Genomic DNA, 18,423 nt, shown 5'->3' with positions numbered 1-18,423 from the left:
ACATCGAGGAGGCGCAATGACTGCACCGCTCACCACCCGCCGCACGGACCGGCGCACCCGCTCGCCCTGGGTCGTCGTGGCCCTGGGTTTCGCCGCCATCGTGTTCGACGGCTACGACCTGATCGTCTACGGCTCGGCCGTCCCGGCTCTGCTCGCGCACCCCGAGTGGAACCTGACGCCGCCCCAGGTCGGCGCCATCGGGAGCTACGCGCTGCTCGGCATGTTCGTCGGGGCGATCGGTGTCGGCGCGCTGACCGACCGGATCGGTCGGCGTCGGATGTTCGTCGCCTGCGTCACCTGGTTCTCGGTGATGATGCTGGCGGTCGCGGCGGCTCCCACGCCCGAGCTGCTGGGGGCGGCCCGGTTCCTCGCCGGCCTCGGTTTCGGCGGCATCGCGCCGGTGGCCATCGCCCTGGTCGTCGAGTGGGCGCCGCCCGGGCGGCGGAACCTGCTCAACGCCGTGATGCTCTGCGGCTTCCCCATCGGCGGGGTGCTCGCCGCGCTCGCGGGCATCGCGCTGCTGGAGCCGGCGGGCTTCCGGACCCTGTTCGCCCTCGGCGCGCTGCCGCTGGTCACGCTGGTCCCGCTGGCCCTGCTGCTGCTCCCGGAGTCCCCGGGATTCGTCGCCGGCGGACCGCGTCAGGTCCGCTCCGCCGGACTCCTGCGCGGCCGGCCCGCTGTCGCGCTCGCCCTGCTCGCCGTGGCCAACGTCGCCGGGTTCCTGCTCGTGTTCGGCCTGAACACCTGGCTTCCGCAGCTGATGCGGCAGGCCGGCTACGCGCTCGGCTCCGCCATCGCGTTCCTGCTCGTGTTCAACCTGGGCGCAGTCGCCGGCGGGCTGGCCGGGTCCGCGCTCGCCGACCGGTACGGCCCACGCCCGGTGGCCACGTCGGCGTTCGGCATCGGCGTCGTGTCGATCGCCCTGCTCGCGCTGCCCCTGCCGACCCTCGTGCTCTACGTCCTGATCGCCGTGGCCGGCGCCGCGTCGGTCGGCACCCAGATCGTCGTCTACGGCTACGTCGCGACGCACTTCGCGCTCCGCGACCGTGCCACCGCCCTGGGCGTCACGAGTGGCGTGGGCCGCCTCGGTGCCGCCGCCGGCCCGATCCTCGGCGGCTACCTCATCGCGTCCGGGCTCGCGCTGGGCTGGAACTTCGCGGCGTTCGCCGCCGTCGCCCTCGTCGGTGCTCTGGCCGCCGTCGCCGTCCCCGTCCTCGCCCCGGCGGCCGCACCGGGCCCGACGACCACGGCGCCCTCCTCCGAGGCTGTCGCCCGATGAGCGCCCCCGAGACGGCCACCGACCTCCCGCCCTTCGACCCGGACCGCGCCGCCGCGTACCTCCGGGACGGGCTGTGGGGCAGCCGCACCGTCGGCGACCGGCTGCGCGACTCGGCCGAGCGCTTCGCCGGACGGCTCGCGCTCGTCACCGCCGAGCAGCAGCTGAGCTACCGCGAGCTCGACGACATGACCGACGCCTTCGCCGCCGGTGTCCTGGCGACGACCGCGCTGCGCCCCGGCGACCGCGTGATGTTCTCGGCGGGCAACGTCGCCGAGACCGTCGTCGCCTACTACGGCTGCGTGAAGGCCGGCCTGCTGCCGGTCTGCACCCTGCCCGCGCACGGGCACCGCGAGATCGGGCTGCTCGCCGAGCACACCGGCGCCCGCGGCCACGTCGTGCAGGCCGACTTCGGGCGCCAGGACCTCGCCGCCCTGTCCGCGACCGTGGGACTCGACGTCGTGATCTCGCTGCGCGGGCACCTGCCGGGTGGGGTCGGGTACGACGAGATCCTCGCGGCCGGAGCCTCGGCCCCCGCCCGCGCCGCACTGGCGGCCGTCGAGATCGACCCCGACGGGCTGGTCGCGTTCCAGCTCTCCGGAGGGACGACGGGCCTGCCGAAGGTGGCGCCGCGCCGCCACCGCGAGTACGTCCACAACGCCGAAGCCTTCACCGGCCCGCTCGGCATCGGGCCGGACTCGGTCGTGCTGCACGTCCTGCCGATCATGCACAACGCGGGGATCGCCGCGGCCATGCAGCCGGCGCACTGGGCGGGGGCGGCGTTCGTCCTGGGCGCGTCGGCGGACGCCGCAGCGGTGTTCGAGATCGTGCACCGGGAGCGGGTGACGACCATCCCGCTGCTGCCGCCCGCGGTCGTCATCCGGCTGCTGGAGCGGGCCGCGGTCACCGGCGAGGACCTGCGCCCGGTCGAGCGGATGCTGGTCGGCGGGCAGAAGCTGCCGGCGGAGGCCGCCGCGCGCATCGAACCGGTGCTGGGGGTGCCGTGCGCCCAGATGTTCGGGATGGCCGAGGGGATGTTCCTGGCCACTCCCCCGGACGCACCCGCGTGGGTGCGGGAGCGGACCGTCGGCTCTCCCGTCTCCGCGGGCGACGAGATCCGAGTGCTGGAGATCGGCGGCGAGCTCGAGGTGCCCGACGGGGAGCTGGGCGAGCTGGCCTGCCGGGGCCCGTACACCGTGCCGGGCTACTACCGGGCGGCCGCGCACAACGCCGCCACCTTCACCGGCGACGGGTTCTACCGCACCGGTGACCTCGCGGTCCGGCACGTCGTCGACGGCCGCACGTACTACGCCATCGAGGGCCGCATCAAGGACGTCATCAACCGCGGCGCGGAGAAGATCCACGCCGAGGAGGTCGAGGAGATCGTCGTGCGCCATCCGGACGTGACCACCGCGGCGCTGGTCGCCATGCCCGATCCGGTCCTCGGGGAGCGCGCGTGCGTCTTCCTGATCCTGGCCGCCGGGGCCCCGCCGCTCGACGTTGCCGGGCTCGGGGAGTTCCTCAGGGGAGAGGGCCTCGCCCGGTACAAGTGGCCGGAGCGGGTCGAGGTCGTCGCGGAGCTCCCGCTGACCAACGTGGGCAAGGTGTCCAAGAAGGACCTGCGCGACCGCCTGGCCGAGGCGGTGTCGGCATGAGGCGCGTGGCCGTCGTCGGCGGTGGTCCCGGCGGGTTGTACGCGGCCCGGCTCCTGCGGCTGGCGGACCCGCACGCCGAGGTCACCGTGTACGAGCAGGGCCTGCCGGAGACGACCTTCGGCTTCGGGGTCGCGCTCGGGGCTCGGACCCAGCGCAACCTGGAGGTCGCCGACCCCGACTCGTTGCGCGACATCCTGGCCGCGTCCCACCCGCACGACATGAGCATGCGCGTCGGTGACGACGTCGCCCGCGTGCCGGGCGGGCGGCTCGTCGCCATCGCCCGCACCGAGCTCCTCGCCGTCCTCACCCGGCACGCGGAGAAGGCCGGGGTCGACCTCCGGTACGGCGAGCGGGTCGACGCCCGCGACGTCGACGCCGACGTGGTCGTCGTCGCCGACGGCGTGAACAGCGCGACCCGCACCGCGCTGGCCGCCGAGCTCGGTGAGCGCGTCGAGGTGGGGCGCGGGCTCTACCTGTGGGCGGGCACCGGATTCGCCCTCGACGAGGCCGTGTTCGCCCCGGCGCGGACGCCGCACGGCACCTTCGTCGCGCACGCCTACCCCTACGCACCCGACCGCAGCACGTTCCTCGTCGAGGTCGACCAGGACACCTGGCGCCGCGCCGGGTTCGACGCCACCACCGCGGCCACGGCGCCCGAGGACTCCGACGAGGAGGCGCTGGGGTACCTCACCGACGCGTTCGCCGAGCACCTGGGCGGGCACCGGCTCATCGGCAACCGCACCCGCTGGCTGCGCTTCCGCACCGTCACCTGCGACCGCTGGTCGCACGGCGGTCTCGTGCTCCTCGGTGACGCCGCCCACACCGCGCACTACTCGGTCGGCTCGGGGACGAAGCTCGCCATGGAGGACGCGATCGCGCTGTGCTCCGCGCTCACCGCCGAGGACGACCGCGACCGCGCCTTCTCCCGGTACCAGGCCGAGCGCAAGCCCGCGGTGACGCGCATGCAGCAGATCGCCCGGCGCAGCCAGTGGTGGTGGGACTCGTTCCCCGCCCGCACGCACCTGCCCGTCGACCAGCTCACCGTCGCGTACATGACCCGGGCCGGCAACGTCTCGCTGGAGCGCTTCGCCGCGAGCAGCCCCGAGGTCACGCGCCGGGGGCTGGCCCAGTACGCGGACGTCGCACCGCAGGAGGTCGACCTCGCCGCCCCCGTGCCGTGGACGGTCGCCCGGCCGCACCGGGACCTGCCCGGACGGCTCGTGGACCGGACGTCGTTCGCCGAGGGGGCGCTCGTGGAGGTCGACGCCGTGCCCGACGACCCGTGGGGCCCCGCGGCCGACGCGCTCGTCCGGCGGCTCTCCCAGGACGGGCGCACCGCCTGGCTCACCGGCACGGTCGACCGCGCCGGCCTGCTCACCCGCCTCGACATCGCCGAGCGCCTGCGCCTTCGCGGGCAGCGCGTCGTCACCGAGGGGCCGCCCGAGCTCCTGCCCGACCTGGCCGCCGGCCTCGCCGCCGGCCGGACCGACCTGATCGCCCTCGGAGGCAACCCGTGACCCACCACCGGATCGGGCTCGTCGTCCCGAGCTCCAACGTGACCGTCGAGACCGAGATGCCACGTCTGCTGGCCCGCCACCCGGACGCCGGGTTCTCCTTCCACGCGAGCCGCATGCGGCTGCACTCGGTGTCCGAGGAGGAGCTGCGGGCGATGAACGCCCAGCGCGGGCGCTGCGTCGACGAGATCGCCGACGCGGGCGTCGACGCCGTCCTCTACGCCTGCCTGGTCGCCCTGATGGCTCAGGGCGCGGGCGAGCACACCCGCACCGAGACCCTGGTGCGGCAGCAGTTCCACGAGCGGGGGCTCGACCCGGTCGTCGCGTCGAGCGCCGGCGCCCTCGTGACCGCGCTCCGCGCCCTGGACGCCCGCCGGATCGGCCTGGTCATGCCCTACCTGGCGCCGATCGCCCGGCTCGTCGTCGACTACCTGGCGACCGAGGGGTTCGACGTCGTCGCCTGGACCGCGCTGGAGGTCGGCGACAACGCCCAGGTGGGCTGCATCCCCGGCGAGCAGGTGCGGTCGGCGGCCCGCGGGCTGCACCTGTCCGGGGCCGACGCGCTCGTGCTGTCGGCGTGCGTCCAGATGCCGTCGCTCGACCTCGTCACCGACGCCGAGCAGGAGCTCGGGATGCCTGTGCTCTCCGCCGCGACGGCCGGCGCGTTCACCCTGCTCGACGGCCTCGGCCTGCCCGTCGACCTCCCCGGCGCGGGGAGCCTGCTCGCCCGCGACCGCGCCGTCGCGGCCACCACCACCCACTGAGAGGGACCCATGGACCACCTCGTCAACGGCGTCGACCACGCCGCGTTCCCGACCTTCGACCCCGCCGCCACCGTGCGCTTCTACCGCGATGTGCTCGGCTTCCCCGTCGTCCACTCGATCTGCGCGGCCGGCTGGGGACCCGAGGACCACCCCGACTTCATCCACTTCTTCTTCGACATCGGCAACGACGACCGCATCGCGTTCTTCTACTACTTCGGCGTGCAGCCCTTCCACGCCCGGGACCGGGGCGACGTGTACGCGGGCTTCGGCCCGGAGGTCCCCAGCTACTTCGTCAACTCCCGCCACCTGGCCCTGCACGTCGACTCCGAGGACGACCTCCTCGAGTACCGCAGGCGGCTCGACGCCAGTGCGTGGCCGGTGGAGATGCAGGTGCAGCACGAGACCATCGAGTCGATCTACACCCACGACCCCAACGGCTACATGGTCGAGCTCACGCGGGCGCTGCGCCCGGTCACCCCGCAGGAGGACCTCGACGCCGAGCTGACGATCGAGGCGCTCGTCGAGGTCGCGTCCGGCCCCGAGCCCACGCTCGCGAAGCTGCTCGCCCGCAAGGCCGAGCTGATCGTCTCCCGCGCGCCGGGATGGGCGCCCGAGCCGGCAGGGGTCCGCTCGTGACCATCCTCTACGTCCTCGACGTCCCGGAGAACCTCGGCGTGCCGAAGGTCGCCGACGAGGACCCGGCCGTGACCGTCGAGCGCGTCGGCCCCTACTTCGCGATCACCGCCGACGGCACCATCACGATCGACCGCCGCGCGACCGGCTGCCGCCACGCCGTCTGGTACAGCTGCGTCGCCGGGCTCGGCGCGGCCACGGTCGTCCAGCACGACAAGGACGCGCTGCGCCTGGAGCCGTCGTGACGGCGGCGCGGCTCGGCGCGGGGCGCCACGTGCGCAGCGAACCGCTGCCCGAGGCCACGCGCACGAGCCTGTACGAGCTGGGCACGGCCGACGGGGCCACCGTCACCGGCACGCTGCGGACCGTCCCCGGTGCCACCACGGTGGTCTGCATCATGCACCCGCGCCAGGACCAGACCCACCACCCGCTGGTGCCGATCCTGCTACGGGGCGGGGCTGCGGTGTGGACGCAGGTGTCGCGGTCGGTGAACAACGACATCGCGCTCGTCCACGAGCAGACCCTCCTCGACGTCGCCGCGGGCCTCGGGCACCTACGCGACCTCGGGTTCGACCACGTCGTGACCCTCGGCCACTCCGGCGGCGGCACCCTCTACGCCTACTACCACCAGCAGGCCGGGCTGGACCCCGCCCAGCGCGTGGCGCTCACCCCGGCCGGCCGGCCGAGCGGCCTGCCCGACGCCGACCTGCCGCCGACCGACGCGGCGATCTTCCTCGCCCCGCACCCCGGCCAGGGGCGGCTGCTGCTCGCCTGCATCGACGCGTCGGTCGCCGACGAGGGCGATCCGCTCTCCCGGATCCCGGAGCTCGACCCCTACGACCCGGCCAACGGTTTCGCCGACCCCCCGACGAGCGCCCGCTACTCCCCGGAGTTCCTCCGCCGCTACCGCGCCGCCCAGCACGACCGCGTCGCCCGGATCGACGCCGTGGCCCGCGAGCGGGTCGCCGACGCCGCAGCGGCCCGCGCCCGCGGGAAGGCCACCGGCGACCTCCGAGACCGGCGTGCCGCACTCGCCCCGCGCCTGATCACCGTCTACCGCACCGACGCCGACCCGCGCACCGTGGACCTGTCCCTCGACCCCAACGAACGCCCCTACGGCTCGCTGTTCGGCCGTCGGCCCGACCTCATCAACCACGGCCTCGTCGGGTTCGGCCGCCTCACGACACCGGACGCCTGGCTCTCCACCTGGTCGGGGCTCAGCACCAACGCGGACTTCGTCCGCTGCGCCCCCGGGGTCACGGCACCGACCCTGTTCGTCGAGCTGACTGGCGACCAGGCCGCCTTCCCCTCCGACTCCCACGCGATGCTGACCGCGCTGGGCTCGACCGACCTGACCGCCGCGAGAGTCCGCGGCACTCACTTCGGCGGGCCCGTCGAGGAGGGCGCAACCCCCGGTTCCTTGCTCGCCGGACGGCAGATCCTCACCTGGCTCGACAAGCGGTTCGCCCTCGCGTGCCACCGGGCGAGTTGAGCGACGGCCGTGCCCTGCTTCTGCAGGACGGAACAAGGAGCGTAGGCGCCGGTGGAGCCTGACCCGGTTCTCCGGAGACGGAGCCGGTGCCGCAGGTTCGGATCCTGCCGGGGCACCGACCGCCCTCCCCGCCCGCGAGGCTCCTGGCGGGCTCGGTCAGCTCCGGCCCACCCCACGCAGCTCCGCGAGCTCACCCAGCCGCCCCCGCACCATCTCCACGACCGCCCGCGCCGCAGGCGACGGCTGACGCCCCGCCCGCGTCGCCGCCACCAACTGCCGCTCGATCGGGGGCTCGAACCCGGCCACCGCGATCGTGCCGCGCTCCAGGTCCCCCCGCACGAACGTGTAGGCAGTACCGAGCAGTGCGCACCCGCAGGACCAGGTCGCGGACCATGTTGACGGAGTCGATCGCGTAGCCGTGTCCTGCGTCGCCCGCTCCATCTGCGGGCCGGAGAGCTGGAGGACCTCGCGGAAGCCGGGGGGCAGGACGAGGCGGAGCGTTCGGAGGACGTCGGCGGTGGCGGGGCCGTCGGTGCCCGCGAGCAGGTCGGGGCGGCCGACCAGCAGCATCTCGTCGGTACCGACCCCGACGACGGAGAGCTCGGGCGTCGCCTGGTCCGGCGAGGTGGTGAAGACACCGAGGTCGAGCCGGCCCTCCTCCACCCGTTCCGCGAGGAACATGGGCAGGGCCTCGACGATCGCGAGCCGGGCCTGGGGGTGCTCCTGGGCGAACCGCCGCTCCAGGTGCCCCGCGAGCGCGGGCACCAGCGACGGCGAGAGGCCGAGGGTGACGGTGCCCGCCAGCGACGCCGCCGCCTCGCGGACCGCCGAGCGGATGTTGTCCACCTGCACCAGCAGCGCCCGGGACAGCTCGTCGAGGCGGGTGCCGGCGGGAGTGGGCCGTACGCCGCCGGGCAGCCGCACGAGGAGGTCGACGCCCAGCTCGCGCTCGAGCGCCTGCACCTGCTTGCTCAGGGCCGGCCGCCGGAGCATTCCCGCGCGGAATGGATCATGCGGAAGCGGGGGGACCGGGGAAGGCCAGGGCGTTGCGCACCAGCACGTCCGCCCAGGACGACTCCGCCCGCGCGTACGGCTGCGTCCACGATCCCGGCCGCCTCGTCGAACTGCTCGGGCATGAACGGGCTGTCGGTGCCGACGAGCAGGCGGTCCGGCCCGAACCGGTGCACGAGCAGCCGCAGGTACTCCGGATCGACGACCGGGGGTTCGACGTCGAGCCGGCGGACCAGCGCCCCCCACTCCTCGGCGGGACCGACGAGCCGCAGCCGCGGGTAGACGCACGGGAACGCCCCGCACCCGTGGGTGAGCGCGACGCGCAGGCCCGGGTGCCGCTGCAGTACCCCGCCGAAGACGAGCGCGAAGGCCGCCGCGGCGGCGTCGACCGGCATGGCCAGCCCGATCTCGATCTGCCGCCCGGGCCGGCGCAGCACGTCCCGCCCCCGGCCGACGGGGGTGGACGAGGACGGCGGCATGCGTTCGGGGGTGACCGGTCAGCGGCGTCCGACACCTCCCGCCCGCGACGACGGGCGGCGAATCCGGCTGCGTGCGGCGGTCGGGCGCCCTAGCGTCACTTCTCGTGAGCGACCCGACCACCGACTCCCGCATCCGCCGGGCCATGGCGAACTCGACCAAGGGCGAGGCCTCCCGGATGACGCTCCCGGCGTGGGTGCGTGACCTCGACCTCGACACCGTCGACGACGTGCTGGGCTGGCGCGACCCGAAGGCGCCCGACCGCGGCGTCCTGCTCGTCCCCGGGCCGGACGGGCCCGTGGGGATCGCGCTGCGGGCCGGGGAGCGAGCGGCCCGGGCCACCGCCATGTGCGCCCTGTGCCGCACCACGCACGCCCCCGGGCGGGTCGAGCTGCTGGTGGCGCGCCGCCCCGGGGCGGCGGGACGCAACGGGGACACCGTCGGCACCTACCCGTGCGGCGACCTGCGGTGCGCCGAGCACGTGCGCGTCGAGAAGACGACCGCGGCGCTGCGGTCGACGCCGGGCACCGATGTGGCCGAGAGGCGCGCCGGTCTGCGGGAGCGGGCGCGGCAGTTCGTCGAGGCCGTCCTCGACTGAGGACGATCTGCGAGGCGGCCACGGCTCAGGCCAGCGGGTGCCGCACCTCCCCCAGGCTCAGGCTCCGCCACTGCCGCGGCGCCAATCCGTACTCCGCCCGGAAGCGCCGGGCGAAGTACGTCGGGTTCGGGAAGCCCCACTCGCGGGCGATCGCCGCGACCGCCCGGTGGGCCGACCCGGGATCGGCGAGACTGTCCCGTGCCGCCTCCAGCCGACGGCGGACGACCCACTGCCAGAGGGTCGTCTGCTCGTTCTGCCAGATGCCGTGGAGGTGCCTGACCGAGATCGCGTGCGCCCGCGCGATCGTCGCCGGGCTCAGCGCCGGATCGCGAAGGTGCCGGCGGACGTACCGCTCGATGCACAGCCGCAGGTGGGGTGCGCCCAGCTCGGACCCGACCAGGTCCCCTGGCCGGGACGCGCTGATGAGCATCGCCCGGACCAGCTCGATCGTGGCGTCCCCGAGGCTCCGACGGACGACCCCGATCGGCACCGCTCCATCGTCCCGGGGCAGGTCGAGCACGTGCCGGGCCACCAGGGACCGGAGCGGGCTGCGCTCGATCGCCGCCGCGCAGGCGCGGAGCGCGTCGACGCCCAGGCCCAGCTGCTCGGCCGAGAAGTAGACCTGCAGCAGCTCGGTCCCCGCGCTCGCGCGCGTGCTCATCGCCCGCGTCACGTCGACGACGCTGACGACGTCGCCGGTCGCGTCGCTCCTCGAGACCCCGGCCTGTGACAGGGTCCAGCGCCCCTGCGGCCGCACGGCGAGGGAGATGCCCGCGGGCACACCGTCGATCGTCCGGGTCGTGGCGACCTGGCCGTACTCGAAGCCCGTGAGGTGCACGACGCTGATCGGGCCCAGGCTCTGACGGCTGACCGTGGCGGCCGTCGCCGCCGGGACCTCCAGACCGGTGATCCTGGTCATCGGCGCCAGCGCCGCCATCGTCGCCGCGGCGCGGTCCCGGGCTTCGTGCCTGCTCGCTCGGCCGTCAGCCGGCGGCAGGGCGAGCAGAACAGGCATCGTCGGACCCCTCCGGAGCACCCGACGGCACCGTACCGCGACCTGCACGGGAAGTGGAGGACTGTGCGCGACGGCGACATCCGCCCCCGCACAGCGGTGCCAGTCTCGGCGGACACCAGCACGTCAGCGCCGAGGACCGCACGGAGGACGACGATGCCGCACGTCGAGGTCGACGACCGGGGGACGCAGATCTTCTACAAGGACTGGGGTGGCGGCCGACCCGTCGTCCTCAGCCACGGCTGGCCCCTGAACTCCGACAGCTGGGAGGCCCAGCAGCTGTTCCTCGCATCGAACGGCTACCGCGTGATCGCGCACGACCGCCGCGGGCACGGCCGCTCCACGCAGACGTGGGACGGCAACGACATGGACACCTACGCGGCTGACCTCGCGGCGCTGATCGAGGCGCTGGACCTGCGCGACGTGACGCTGGTCGGGTTCTCCACCGGTGGCGGGGAGGTGACCCGCTACATCGGTCGCCACGGCACCGGACGGGTGGCGCAGCTCGTGCTGGTGTCCGCGGTGCCACCACTCATGGTCCGCCGCGAGGACAACCCGGACGGAGTGCCGGTCGAGGTGTTCGACGGCATCCGGGCCGGGTCACTCGCTGACCGATCGCAGACCTACCGGGACCTCGCCGACGGGCCGTTCTTCGGTCACGAGCGGCCGGGCGCGGCCGTCTCCGCGGGCGTCCGCGAAGCCTTCTGGCTGCAGGGCCTGCAGTCGGGCCACCGCAACGCCCTGGAGTGCATCGCGGCGTTCTCCGAGACCGACTTCCGCGGCGACCTCGCGAGGGTCGACGTCCCGACGCTGGTCATCCACGGCGACGACGACCAGGTCGTCCCCTTCGCCGTAGGGGGGCGGGCGTCGGCCGCGCTCGTCGACGGCGCCCGGCTCCTCGTCTACCCCGGCGCGCCGCACGGCATCACCGACACGCACAAGGAGCAGCTCTCCCACGACCTGCTCGAGTTCCTGAAGACGTTCTGACACCCGAGGAAGGCACCGCCCGTGAACCCCGCAGCCCGTCCCAGCCCCGACACCATCGTCCTCGTCCACGGCTTCTGGGTGACCCCGAGGTCGTGGGAGCAGTGGATCGCCCACTACGAGGCCAAGGGCTACCGCGTCATCGCGCCGGCCTACCCCGGCTTCGAGGTCGAGGTCGAGTCCCTCAACGCCGACCCCTCCCCCGTCGAGGCCGTGACGGTCCCGGCGATCGTCTCCCACCTGGAATCGGTCCTGCGCGAGCTCCCGTCGCCACCGATCATCATCGGGCACTCCGCCGGCGGGGCGTTCACGCAGATCCTGCTCGACCACGGCTTCGGCGCCGCCGGGGTGGCGCTGAACTCGGCCCCGACCGAGGGCGTGCCCGTCGTGCCGCTGTCCCAGGTGAAGGCCACCTTCCCGGTGCTGAAGAACCCGGCCAACCGGCACCGCGCCGTGCGCTACGACTTCGCGCACTGGAACTACGCGTTCACCAACACCTTCCCGGAGGCCGAGGCCCGCGCCCTCTACGAGCGCTACGCCGTGCCGGTGTCGGGACGCATCCTGTTCGAGAGCGCCCTGGCCAACCTGACCCCCGGCCACCAGGGCACCTGGGTGAACTACCGCAACCAGGACCGGGTGCCGCTGCTCTTCGTCGGCGGGAGCTGCGACAACATCATGCCGCCGAAGGTCCAGTGGTCCAACGCCGCGCACTACGAGGCCGAGGGCACCCTCACCGAGGTCGTCGAGTTCGGCAGCAAGCCCCACCTCCTGCCGGCCGCGCCCGGCTGGGAGGAGATCGCCGACTTCGTCCTGGCGTGGGCGGTGCGCCACGCCACGGCTCCGCCGCCGATCGTCCGGTCCCCGGCGCCGCCCACGGCGGCCCTTAGCGTGTGACCGGGCCGCCGCCGGCGCCGCGGGCGCTCTTGACCGCCTCGACGACCCCCTCCACGCTGGAGCGGTGCACACCAGCGTGACCCGCTGCGCCGACGCGCCGGAACCCGGCCCGGGGGTCGACCGGGAGATCGCCCTCGCGCTCTCCGGTCCGGGCGTCGACGCAGTGGCGGGGGCCCGCGCACCGGCCCGGGGCACGTCGCGGGTCGTGCACCTCGTCCTCCTGGCCCCGCGCCGCGACGGCGGGCCCGCCGGTCGGGCGTCCCACGTCCTCCGGATCGACCTCGACGAGCTGGGCGTCCCCGTCGAGGCGGTGCGCGTCGCGGCCGGTCGGCTCCGCACCAGCCCCCTCTACCCGCTCGTGCGCAACCACGTCGTCCACGTGACCGTCGAGGCACCCGCCCTCGCGCACGGCGCCGCCGCCACGGCGCTCGGCGCGACGACGGTGGACCTGGTGCGTGCCCTGATCCTCTCCGTCGTCGGCGATCCGCAGGCGCCCGGCGACGCACGGGGCGGATCGGCCACCGCCCGCATCCAGGCCTACGTCGCCGCCCACCTCCGCGACCCCGATCTCAGCCCGGCGCGCATCGCCGCGGCGAACGCGGTCTCCACGCGGACGCTCTACGCGGTCTACCAGGCCCTCGGCACCAGTCTCGCGCGGTCCATCCTCGACCAGCGCCTCGAGGGCGCCCGAGCCGATCTCGCCAGCCCGGGCCGCCGTCACCACTCCGTCGCGGCCATCGCCCGGTCGTGGGGGTTCCGCAACCCCAGCTCCTTCGCCCAGCAGTTCGGCCGGGCCTTCGGCACCACGCCCCGGCAGTGCCGCCGGCAGGTGCACGCGCGGCGGCCCTGAAGGCGGCCCGCATCCGGTGCCCCCGCCGGCCTCGGCGACAATGCGGGAGAGCCGCATCCCGCGGCCGCCGCTGGTCGGAGAGGACGCGACGCACGACATGCACGAGGCACTCGATTCGCTCTACCAGCGGGTGCTGTCCCGCAACCCCGGTGAGACGGAGTTCCACCAGGCCGTGCGCGAGGTGCTGGAGAGCATCGGCCCCGCGGTGGACAAGCACCCCCAGTACGCCGACGCGAAGATCGTCGAGCGGATCTGCGAGCCGGAGCGGCAGATCATCTTCCGGGTGCCGTGGGAGGACGACCACGGTGGGATCCACATCAACCGCGGGTTCCGCGTCGAGTTCAACAGCGCGCTCGGCCCGTACAAGGGCGGGCTGCGGTTCCACCCGTCGGTGCTGCTGGGCACGGTGAAGTTCCTCGGCTTCGAGCAGGTGTTCAAGAACGCGCTGACCGGGCTGCCGATCGGCGGGGGCAAGGGCGGCTCGGACTTCGACCCGCGCGGGCGCTCGGACCGCGAGGTCATGCGGTTCTGCCAGAGCTTCATGCTCGAGCTCTACCGCCACATCGGCGAGTACACCGACGTCCCGGCCGGCGACATGGGCGTGGGCGCGCGGGAGCTGGGCTACCTGTTCGGCCAGTACAAGCGGATCACCAACCGCTACGAGTCCGCCGTGCTCACCGGCAAGGGCCTGATCTACGGCGGCGCGCAGGTGCGCCGCGAGGCCACCGGCTACGGCAGCGCGTTCTTCGTCGAGGAGATGCTGCGGGTGCGCGGTCAGTCCTTCGAGGGCAGGGACGTCGTGGTCTCCGGCTCGGGCAACGTCGCGATCTACAGCATCGAGAAGGTGCACGAGCTCGGCGGCCGGGTCGTGGCCTGCTCGGACTCCGCCGGGTTCGTCCACGATCCCGGCGGCATCGACCTGCAGCTGCTCAAGGACGTCAAGGAGGTCCGCCGCGAGCGGATCAGCGCCTACGCCGAGAAGTCGGGCGCGACCTACGTCGAGGGCGGCTCGATCTGGGACGTGCCCTGCCACGTGGCGCTCCCCTCGGCCACCCAGAACGAGCTCGACGCCGACGGGGCGGCCGCGCTGGTGCGCAACGGCTGCGTGGCCGTCGGGGAGGGGGCCAACATGCCCACCACCCCGGACGCGGTGCGCGTGCTGCAGGACGCCGGGGTCGCGTTCGGGCCGGGCAAGGCCGCCAACGCCGGCGGGGTGGCGGCCTCGGCCCTGGAGATGCAGCAGAACGCCTCGCGGGACTCCTGGTCCTTCGAGCACTCCGAGGCCCGGCTGCGCGCCATCATGATCGGCATCCACGCCCGGTGCCACGAGACCGCCGAGGAGTACGGGACGCCCGGGAACTACGTCGCCGGGGCGAACATCGCCGGCTACTCCCGGGTCGCCGAGGCGATGCTCGCCCTGGGCCTCATCTAGGCCCCTGCTCAGGCGACGGCCGTCCCCTCCAGCTCCACCACCTGGCCGGGGACGGCCAGCCGCGCCACCCCGAGCATCGTGGTGGGCGGCGCCACCCCGGCCGCCCCCAGGCGCGACGCCAGCACGCCGTAGTGCGGGAGGAGCCCGTCGACGTCGGTCGTGTAGACGTTCAGCCGGACCAGGTCCGCCAGCGACATGCCCGCCGCGCCCAGCACGACCTCCAGGTTGTCCAGGCAGAGCGCCAGCTGCGCCGCCACGTCACCGTCGTGGCGCGGGGTGCCGTCGTCGCCCATGGCGGTCTGACCGGAGCAGTACAGGGTCCGGGTGTGCCCGGACACCACCGACCCCTGGTCGAAGCCCATCCCGAGCGACCAGGTCACCGGGTTGATCGCCGTCCGTTCCACTGCCACGTCCACTCCTCGGTCGATCCACGAACCAGTACGGCCACGAGCCTCCCGGCTGATCACGACACCTCCTGTCGTGTACGTGTACTACGTTCCGACGGGTGCGCGCCGACCGGCTGGTCTCGCTGGTGCTGCTGCTCCGCCAGCGCGGGCAGCTGTCCGCCACCGCACTCGCCCGCGAGCTCGAGGTGTCCACCCGCACCGTGCTGCGTGACATCGACGCGCTGTCCGCGGCCGGCGTCCCGGTCTACGCCCGGCGCGGCCCGCACGGCGGCTTCGCGCTGCTGCCCGGCTTCCGGACCGAGCTCAGCGGGCTCACCCACGACGAGGCCACCGCGCTGCTGGTCGTAGGGACGCGGCGGGGCGCGCAGGCGTTCGGCCTCGGCTCGGCGCTCGCGTCGGCGGTGCTCAAGGTGCTCGACGCGCTGCCCGAGGGGCAGCGGGCCGCCGCGGCCGCCGTGACCGGGCGGCTGCTCGTCGACCCCGACACCGACCTCCTCGCGCGCCGGCTGCGCGAGGAGGAGGTACCCGACGGCGTCGTGGACGAGGTGCGGCGCGCGGTGCTCGCCGGGCGCCGGCTGCGCATCCGCTACGCGGCCGTGGAGGGGGCGCCGGCGTGGCGCACGGTGGACCCGGTCGGGCTGGTCGGCGTCCGCGGCACGACCTACCTGCTGGCCACGCGGTCCGGGGAGGACCGCACCTACCGGCTCACGCGCGTCCTCGACGCCGAGCAGCTCGACGAGCCCGCGCAGCGGGCCGACCACGTCGACCTCGACGCGCTCTGGCGGGAGCGGAGCACGCGCTTCCGCACCGGGGGCGAGCAGGTCGACGTGCTGCTGCTCGTGGAGCCGGCGGCGTGGGACGCCCTGGCGGGCACGGCGCTGGCCGTCCGCGCGCAGGAGCCCTCGCCGGACGGGTGGCTGCGGCTCGCGGTGTCCTTCCAGGACCGCCGGCACGCCGAGTGGGCGCTGTGGCAGCTGGGCCGCAGCGCCGAGGCGCTGGCGCCGCCGTGGTTGCGGACGGCCCTGCACGAGCGCGCGACGGAGATCGCCACCCGGTACGGCACGGCGGACGCCGGCGGGCCGGCCGGGGGCCGCGACCGGCCTAGGATCGGCCCATGATCCGCTCCACCGCCGTCCGCACGGTCGCCGCTCCCCCGGACCAGGTCTGGGAGGTGCTGGCCGACCACGAGGCATGTCCAGGTGGGCGCCCGGCCTGAAGGTCGCGGTGACGCGTCCGGGCACGAGCGAGACCGGCGGCGTCGGCACCGTGCGGAAGATCGGGTTCGGCGTCGCCGGGCCGATCGTCGAGGAGGTCGTGGCGTTCGAGCCGGGCCGGCTCCTGGGCTACCGGGCGCTGGCGGGCGTGCCGCTGCGGAACTACCGGGGCGAGGTCGAGCTCCGGCCCGCGGGTGCGGGCACCGAGATCCGCTACACGGTCGAGGCCGAGCGGCGGCTGCCCTTCGGCGAGGCGCTCCTGGTGAAGGGGCTCGCGGCCGGGCTGCTGTCTGGGCTCGTGCGCGGGGTGCGGAGCACCGGCGAGCGGTAGGCCAGGGGACGGCTCGCGACTACGGGATGAGGCGCAGCGCCCGCGCCCGGACGACGGCCTCGAACCGGGTGTGCGCGTCGAGCTTGCGCATCGCGCCGCGCAGGTAGGCCTTGGCCGTCTCCGGCTTGATCGACAGCCGGGTCGCCGCCTCCTGGTTCGTGCAGCCCAGGGCGATCTGCGCGAGGACGTCGACCTCGCGCGCCGACAGCCGAACGACGGTGCCGGAAGCGGCCGCCGTGCCCTTGCCGACGTGGGCGAGCCGCCGGCTGAGCTCGGAGATCCGCTGGGACAGGGCCGTGTCGGAGATGAGCTGGGCGACGGCGCGGAGCTCGGCGTGCAGCGCGCGGATCTCCTCGAGGCTGGTGACGTCGCGGACGTGCTCCGGCGCGGCGGTGGCGACGACCTCGGCCTCCCGCATGCGGCGGCGGACCTCGTCCTGCACGGTGAGCTCGGTGCTGAGGCGGCGGCCCGCGCTGAGGATGGCGGACTTGCTGCGGTCGCCCAGCGCGTTGCGGTCGCGGGTGGCGACGTAGATCAGCCCGGCCAGCCGGTCCCGCACCATGACCGGGGCGGCGGCGATCGACGCGAGGCCCTCGGACAGGACCCACGTGTCGTACTCGTGGGTGATGGTGTCGGCGGTGCGGTAGTCGTTGACCGCGGCCGGGCGGTTCTCCGCGATGACCCGCCCGCCGAGACCGGACCCGGCACGGACCTCGAGGCTGTGGAGGTTGCTCGTCCGCGTGCCGCGGAACTCGCTGAGCACCGCGGACGTGCCGTTCTCGACGAACGCCCCGAACGCGACGGGCAGACCGGACTCGGCCTGGACGGCGCGGAGTGCGGCGCGGAGCGCTCCGCGCTCGTCGAAGCCTGACGGCGCGACCGGCGTGCTCATCGGAACCGTCCTTGGTTCGGGGAGCGTCACTGCCGGCCCGTCCGGGGGGACGGGCCGGCAGCGGTGGGACGGACGTGGCGCGCCGACCCGGGAGGAGAAAGCCCGGGTCGGCGCGCCACTGCACGGGGGAGCCCCCTGCTAGTCGAACGGCCCGTTGAGCAGGCCCCCGACCGGACCCTCGACGTAGCGCGGATCGATGGGCGGGAACTCCGACTCGACGCCGTTGGCGCCGTCGGGGCGGTTGTCACCGTTCAGGGCGTCCGTGCCCTGGAAGGTGAGCTCACCGAGCACCTCGGAGACCGTGGTGCCGACCTGGGCCGGGTTCTGGGTGCTGGGGTAGCCGGCGTTGCTGTCCTCGTCGGCGGCCGCGACGCCTGCGCCGACCAGCAGCAGGGCACCTGCCGCCGTCGCCAGGGTGATGCGCTTGGCAGTGCTCATGGGCTTCGTCCTCTTCTCTACGGGAAACGTGGAAAGCACGGTGGGCCCCCGGGACCGGGGGCCCACCGGATCACATGTTCTCGGCGCCCGCGTAGATCGCTTCGCGGATGCGGTTGTAGGTGCCGCAGCGGCAGATGTTGCGGATCTCCTCGATGGCCGAGTCGTCGAGCTTGCGGCCCTCGTCGGCGCACTGGCGGACCTTCGCCACCGCGGCCATGATCTGGCCGGGCTGGCAGTAGCCGCACTGCGCGACGTCCTTCTCGATCCACGCCTGCTGCATCGGGTGCAGGTCGGAGTCCACCGTGTCGGCCAGGCCCTCGATCGTGGTGATCTCGTCCTCGGAGGAGATCTCGGAGACCGGCACCGAGCAGGGGTTGAACGCCTTGCCGTTGATGTGGCTGGTGCAAGCCTTGCAGACGTTGATGCCGCAGCCGTACTTGGGGCCGGTGACCCCGAGCAGGTCGCGGATCACCCAGAGCAGGCGGACGTCGTCGTCGGCCTCGACGGTGACGGACTCACCGTTGAGGTTGAAGGTGTGCTGTGCCATGT

The 18,423-nt window shown here is 74.2% G+C and carries 21 protein-coding genes; 14 read left to right on the top strand and 7 right to left on the bottom strand.

Annotated elements, in window-relative coordinates; translation table 11 throughout:
• Positions 1-16 precede the first annotated feature (16 nt).
• From I4I82_RS17900 to I4I82_RS17870, 7 genes are read left to right on the top strand one after another with little or no spacing between them, the layout of a single operon-like run.
• Complete coding sequence (locus I4I82_RS17900) at positions 17-1,279, top strand: MFS transporter (protein WP_218589479.1); 1,263 nt, start codon at positions 17-19, stop codon at positions 1,277-1,279.
• Positions 1,276-2,931 carry an AMP-binding protein gene (locus I4I82_RS17895; RefSeq protein ID WP_218589480.1) on the top strand — a complete coding sequence of 552 codons (1,656 nt, stop codon included), beginning with the start codon at positions 1,276-1,278 and terminating at the stop codon, positions 2,929-2,931. The genes I4I82_RS17900 and I4I82_RS17895 overlap by 4 nt, the downstream gene beginning before the upstream one ends.
• Positions 2,928-4,448, top strand: coding sequence for an FAD-dependent monooxygenase (locus I4I82_RS17890; RefSeq protein ID WP_218589481.1), 1,521 nt, complete (start codon positions 2,928-2,930; stop codon positions 4,446-4,448). Before I4I82_RS17895 ends, I4I82_RS17890 begins: the two co-directional genes overlap by 4 nt.
• Positions 4,445-5,209, top strand: coding sequence for a maleate cis-trans isomerase family protein (locus I4I82_RS17885; protein WP_218589482.1), 765 nt, complete (start codon positions 4,445-4,447; stop codon positions 5,207-5,209). Before I4I82_RS17890 ends, I4I82_RS17885 begins: the two co-directional genes overlap by 4 nt.
• Positions 5,210-5,218: 9 nt before the next feature.
• Positions 5,219-5,845 carry a VOC family protein gene (locus I4I82_RS17880; RefSeq protein ID WP_218589483.1) on the top strand — a complete coding sequence of 209 codons (627 nt, stop codon included), beginning with the start codon at positions 5,219-5,221 and terminating at the stop codon, positions 5,843-5,845.
• Positions 5,842-6,087, top strand: a complete 246-nt coding sequence (locus I4I82_RS17875; RefSeq protein ID WP_218589484.1) for a hypothetical protein — start codon at positions 5,842-5,844, stop codon at positions 6,085-6,087. The genes I4I82_RS17880 and I4I82_RS17875 overlap by 4 nt, the downstream gene beginning before the upstream one ends.
• The gene (locus I4I82_RS17870; RefSeq protein ID WP_218589485.1) at positions 6,084-7,334 is read left to right on the top strand and encodes an alpha/beta hydrolase; all 1,251 of its coding nucleotides are present in this window, start codon (positions 6,084-6,086) and stop codon (positions 7,332-7,334) included. The genes I4I82_RS17875 and I4I82_RS17870 overlap by 4 nt, the downstream gene beginning before the upstream one ends.
• A 156-nt stretch (positions 7,335-7,490) precedes the next feature.
• Here I4I82_RS17870 and I4I82_RS17865 read toward each other — a convergent pair whose 3' ends face one another.
• Entirely contained in the window at positions 7,491-8,327 is an 837-nt protein-coding gene (locus tag I4I82_RS17865) for a LysR family transcriptional regulator (RefSeq protein ID WP_218595881.1), read from the bottom strand.
• Complete coding sequence (locus I4I82_RS17860; RefSeq protein ID WP_218589486.1) at positions 8,306-8,824, bottom strand: amidohydrolase family protein; 519 nt, start codon at positions 8,822-8,824, stop codon at positions 8,306-8,308. The genes I4I82_RS17865 and I4I82_RS17860 overlap by 22 nt, the downstream gene beginning before the upstream one ends.
• A 104-nt stretch (positions 8,825-8,928) precedes the next feature.
• Here I4I82_RS17860 and I4I82_RS17855 point away from each other — a divergent pair, with 104 nt between their 5' ends.
• Positions 8,929-9,420, top strand: a complete 492-nt coding sequence (locus I4I82_RS17855; RefSeq protein WP_218589487.1) for an FBP domain-containing protein — start codon at positions 8,929-8,931, stop codon at positions 9,418-9,420.
• A 25-nt stretch (positions 9,421-9,445) separates the two neighbouring features.
• Here the strand turns inward: I4I82_RS17855 and I4I82_RS17850 are convergent, their stop codons facing one another.
• The gene (locus I4I82_RS17850; protein ID WP_218589488.1) at positions 9,446-10,435 is read right to left on the bottom strand and encodes a helix-turn-helix transcriptional regulator; all 990 of its coding nucleotides are present in this window, start codon (positions 10,433-10,435) and stop codon (positions 9,446-9,448) included.
• Between the two features lie 153 nt (positions 10,436-10,588).
• Here I4I82_RS17850 and I4I82_RS17845 point away from each other — a divergent pair, with 153 nt between their 5' ends.
• The 4 genes from I4I82_RS17845 to gdhA all read left to right on the top strand — a co-directional run bounded on the left by I4I82_RS17845 (position 10,589) and on the right by gdhA (position 14,592).
• Positions 10,589-11,419 carry an alpha/beta fold hydrolase gene (locus I4I82_RS17845; protein ID WP_218589489.1) on the top strand — a complete coding sequence of 277 codons (831 nt, stop codon included), beginning with the start codon at positions 10,589-10,591 and terminating at the stop codon, positions 11,417-11,419.
• Between the two features lie 21 nt (positions 11,420-11,440).
• Positions 11,441-12,310 carry an alpha/beta hydrolase gene (locus tag I4I82_RS17840; protein ID WP_218589490.1) on the top strand — a complete coding sequence of 290 codons (870 nt, stop codon included), beginning with the start codon at positions 11,441-11,443 and terminating at the stop codon, positions 12,308-12,310.
• Positions 12,311-12,374: 64 nt separating this feature from the next.
• Positions 12,375-13,160, top strand: coding sequence for an AraC family transcriptional regulator (locus I4I82_RS17835; RefSeq protein ID WP_218589491.1), 786 nt, complete (start codon positions 12,375-12,377; stop codon positions 13,158-13,160).
• Positions 13,161-13,257: 97 nt separating this feature from the next.
• Positions 13,258-14,592 carry an NADP-specific glutamate dehydrogenase gene (gene gdhA / locus I4I82_RS17830; RefSeq protein ID WP_218589492.1) on the top strand — a complete coding sequence of 445 codons (1,335 nt, stop codon included), beginning with the start codon at positions 13,258-13,260 and terminating at the stop codon, positions 14,590-14,592.
• Between the two features lie 8 nt (positions 14,593-14,600).
• Here gdhA and I4I82_RS17825 read toward each other — a convergent pair whose 3' ends face one another.
• Complete coding sequence (locus I4I82_RS17825; RefSeq protein ID WP_218589513.1) at positions 14,601-14,996, bottom strand: RidA family protein; 396 nt, start codon at positions 14,994-14,996, stop codon at positions 14,601-14,603.
• A 101-nt stretch (positions 14,997-15,097) separates the two neighbouring features.
• On the opposite strand from I4I82_RS17825, the gene I4I82_RS17820 reads away from it, so the two are divergent.
• Together I4I82_RS17820 and I4I82_RS17815 are read left to right on the top strand one after the other, a co-directional pair.
• Positions 15,098-16,117, top strand: coding sequence for a helix-turn-helix transcriptional regulator (locus tag I4I82_RS17820; protein WP_218589493.1), 1,020 nt, complete (start codon positions 15,098-15,100; stop codon positions 16,115-16,117).
• Positions 16,118-16,190: 73 nt separating this feature from the next.
• A complete protein-coding gene (locus I4I82_RS17815) occupies positions 16,191-16,544 on the top strand; it encodes an SRPBCC family protein (RefSeq protein WP_218589494.1) in 354 nt (117 codons plus the stop codon).
• 19 nt (positions 16,545-16,563) lie between these two features.
• Here I4I82_RS17815 and I4I82_RS17810 read toward each other — a convergent pair whose 3' ends face one another.
• From I4I82_RS17810 to I4I82_RS17800, 3 genes are all read right to left on the bottom strand, one after another.
• Positions 16,564-17,436: a LuxR C-terminal-related transcriptional regulator gene (locus I4I82_RS17810; RefSeq protein WP_218589495.1), complete on the bottom strand. Its 873-nt coding sequence runs from the start codon at positions 17,434-17,436 to the stop codon at positions 16,564-16,566.
• A gap of 138 nt (positions 17,437-17,574) precedes the next feature.
• Positions 17,575-17,874 carry a hypothetical protein gene (locus tag I4I82_RS17805; protein WP_218589496.1) on the bottom strand — a complete coding sequence of 100 codons (300 nt, stop codon included), beginning with the start codon at positions 17,872-17,874 and terminating at the stop codon, positions 17,575-17,577.
• 70 nt (positions 17,875-17,944) lie between these two features.
• Positions 17,945-18,421 carry a (2Fe-2S)-binding protein gene (locus tag I4I82_RS17800; protein WP_218589497.1) on the bottom strand — a complete coding sequence of 159 codons (477 nt, stop codon included), beginning with the start codon at positions 18,419-18,421 and terminating at the stop codon, positions 17,945-17,947.
• Positions 18,422-18,423 lie beyond the last annotated feature (2 nt).

Source organism: Pseudonocardia oceani (genome assembly GCF_019263585.2).
Lineage (GTDB): Bacteria > Actinomycetota > Actinomycetes > Mycobacteriales > Pseudonocardiaceae > Pseudonocardia > Pseudonocardia oceani.
The sequence above is the reverse complement of the archived record's forward strand: the minus strand, read 5'-3'. Positions and strand labels throughout refer to the sequence as shown.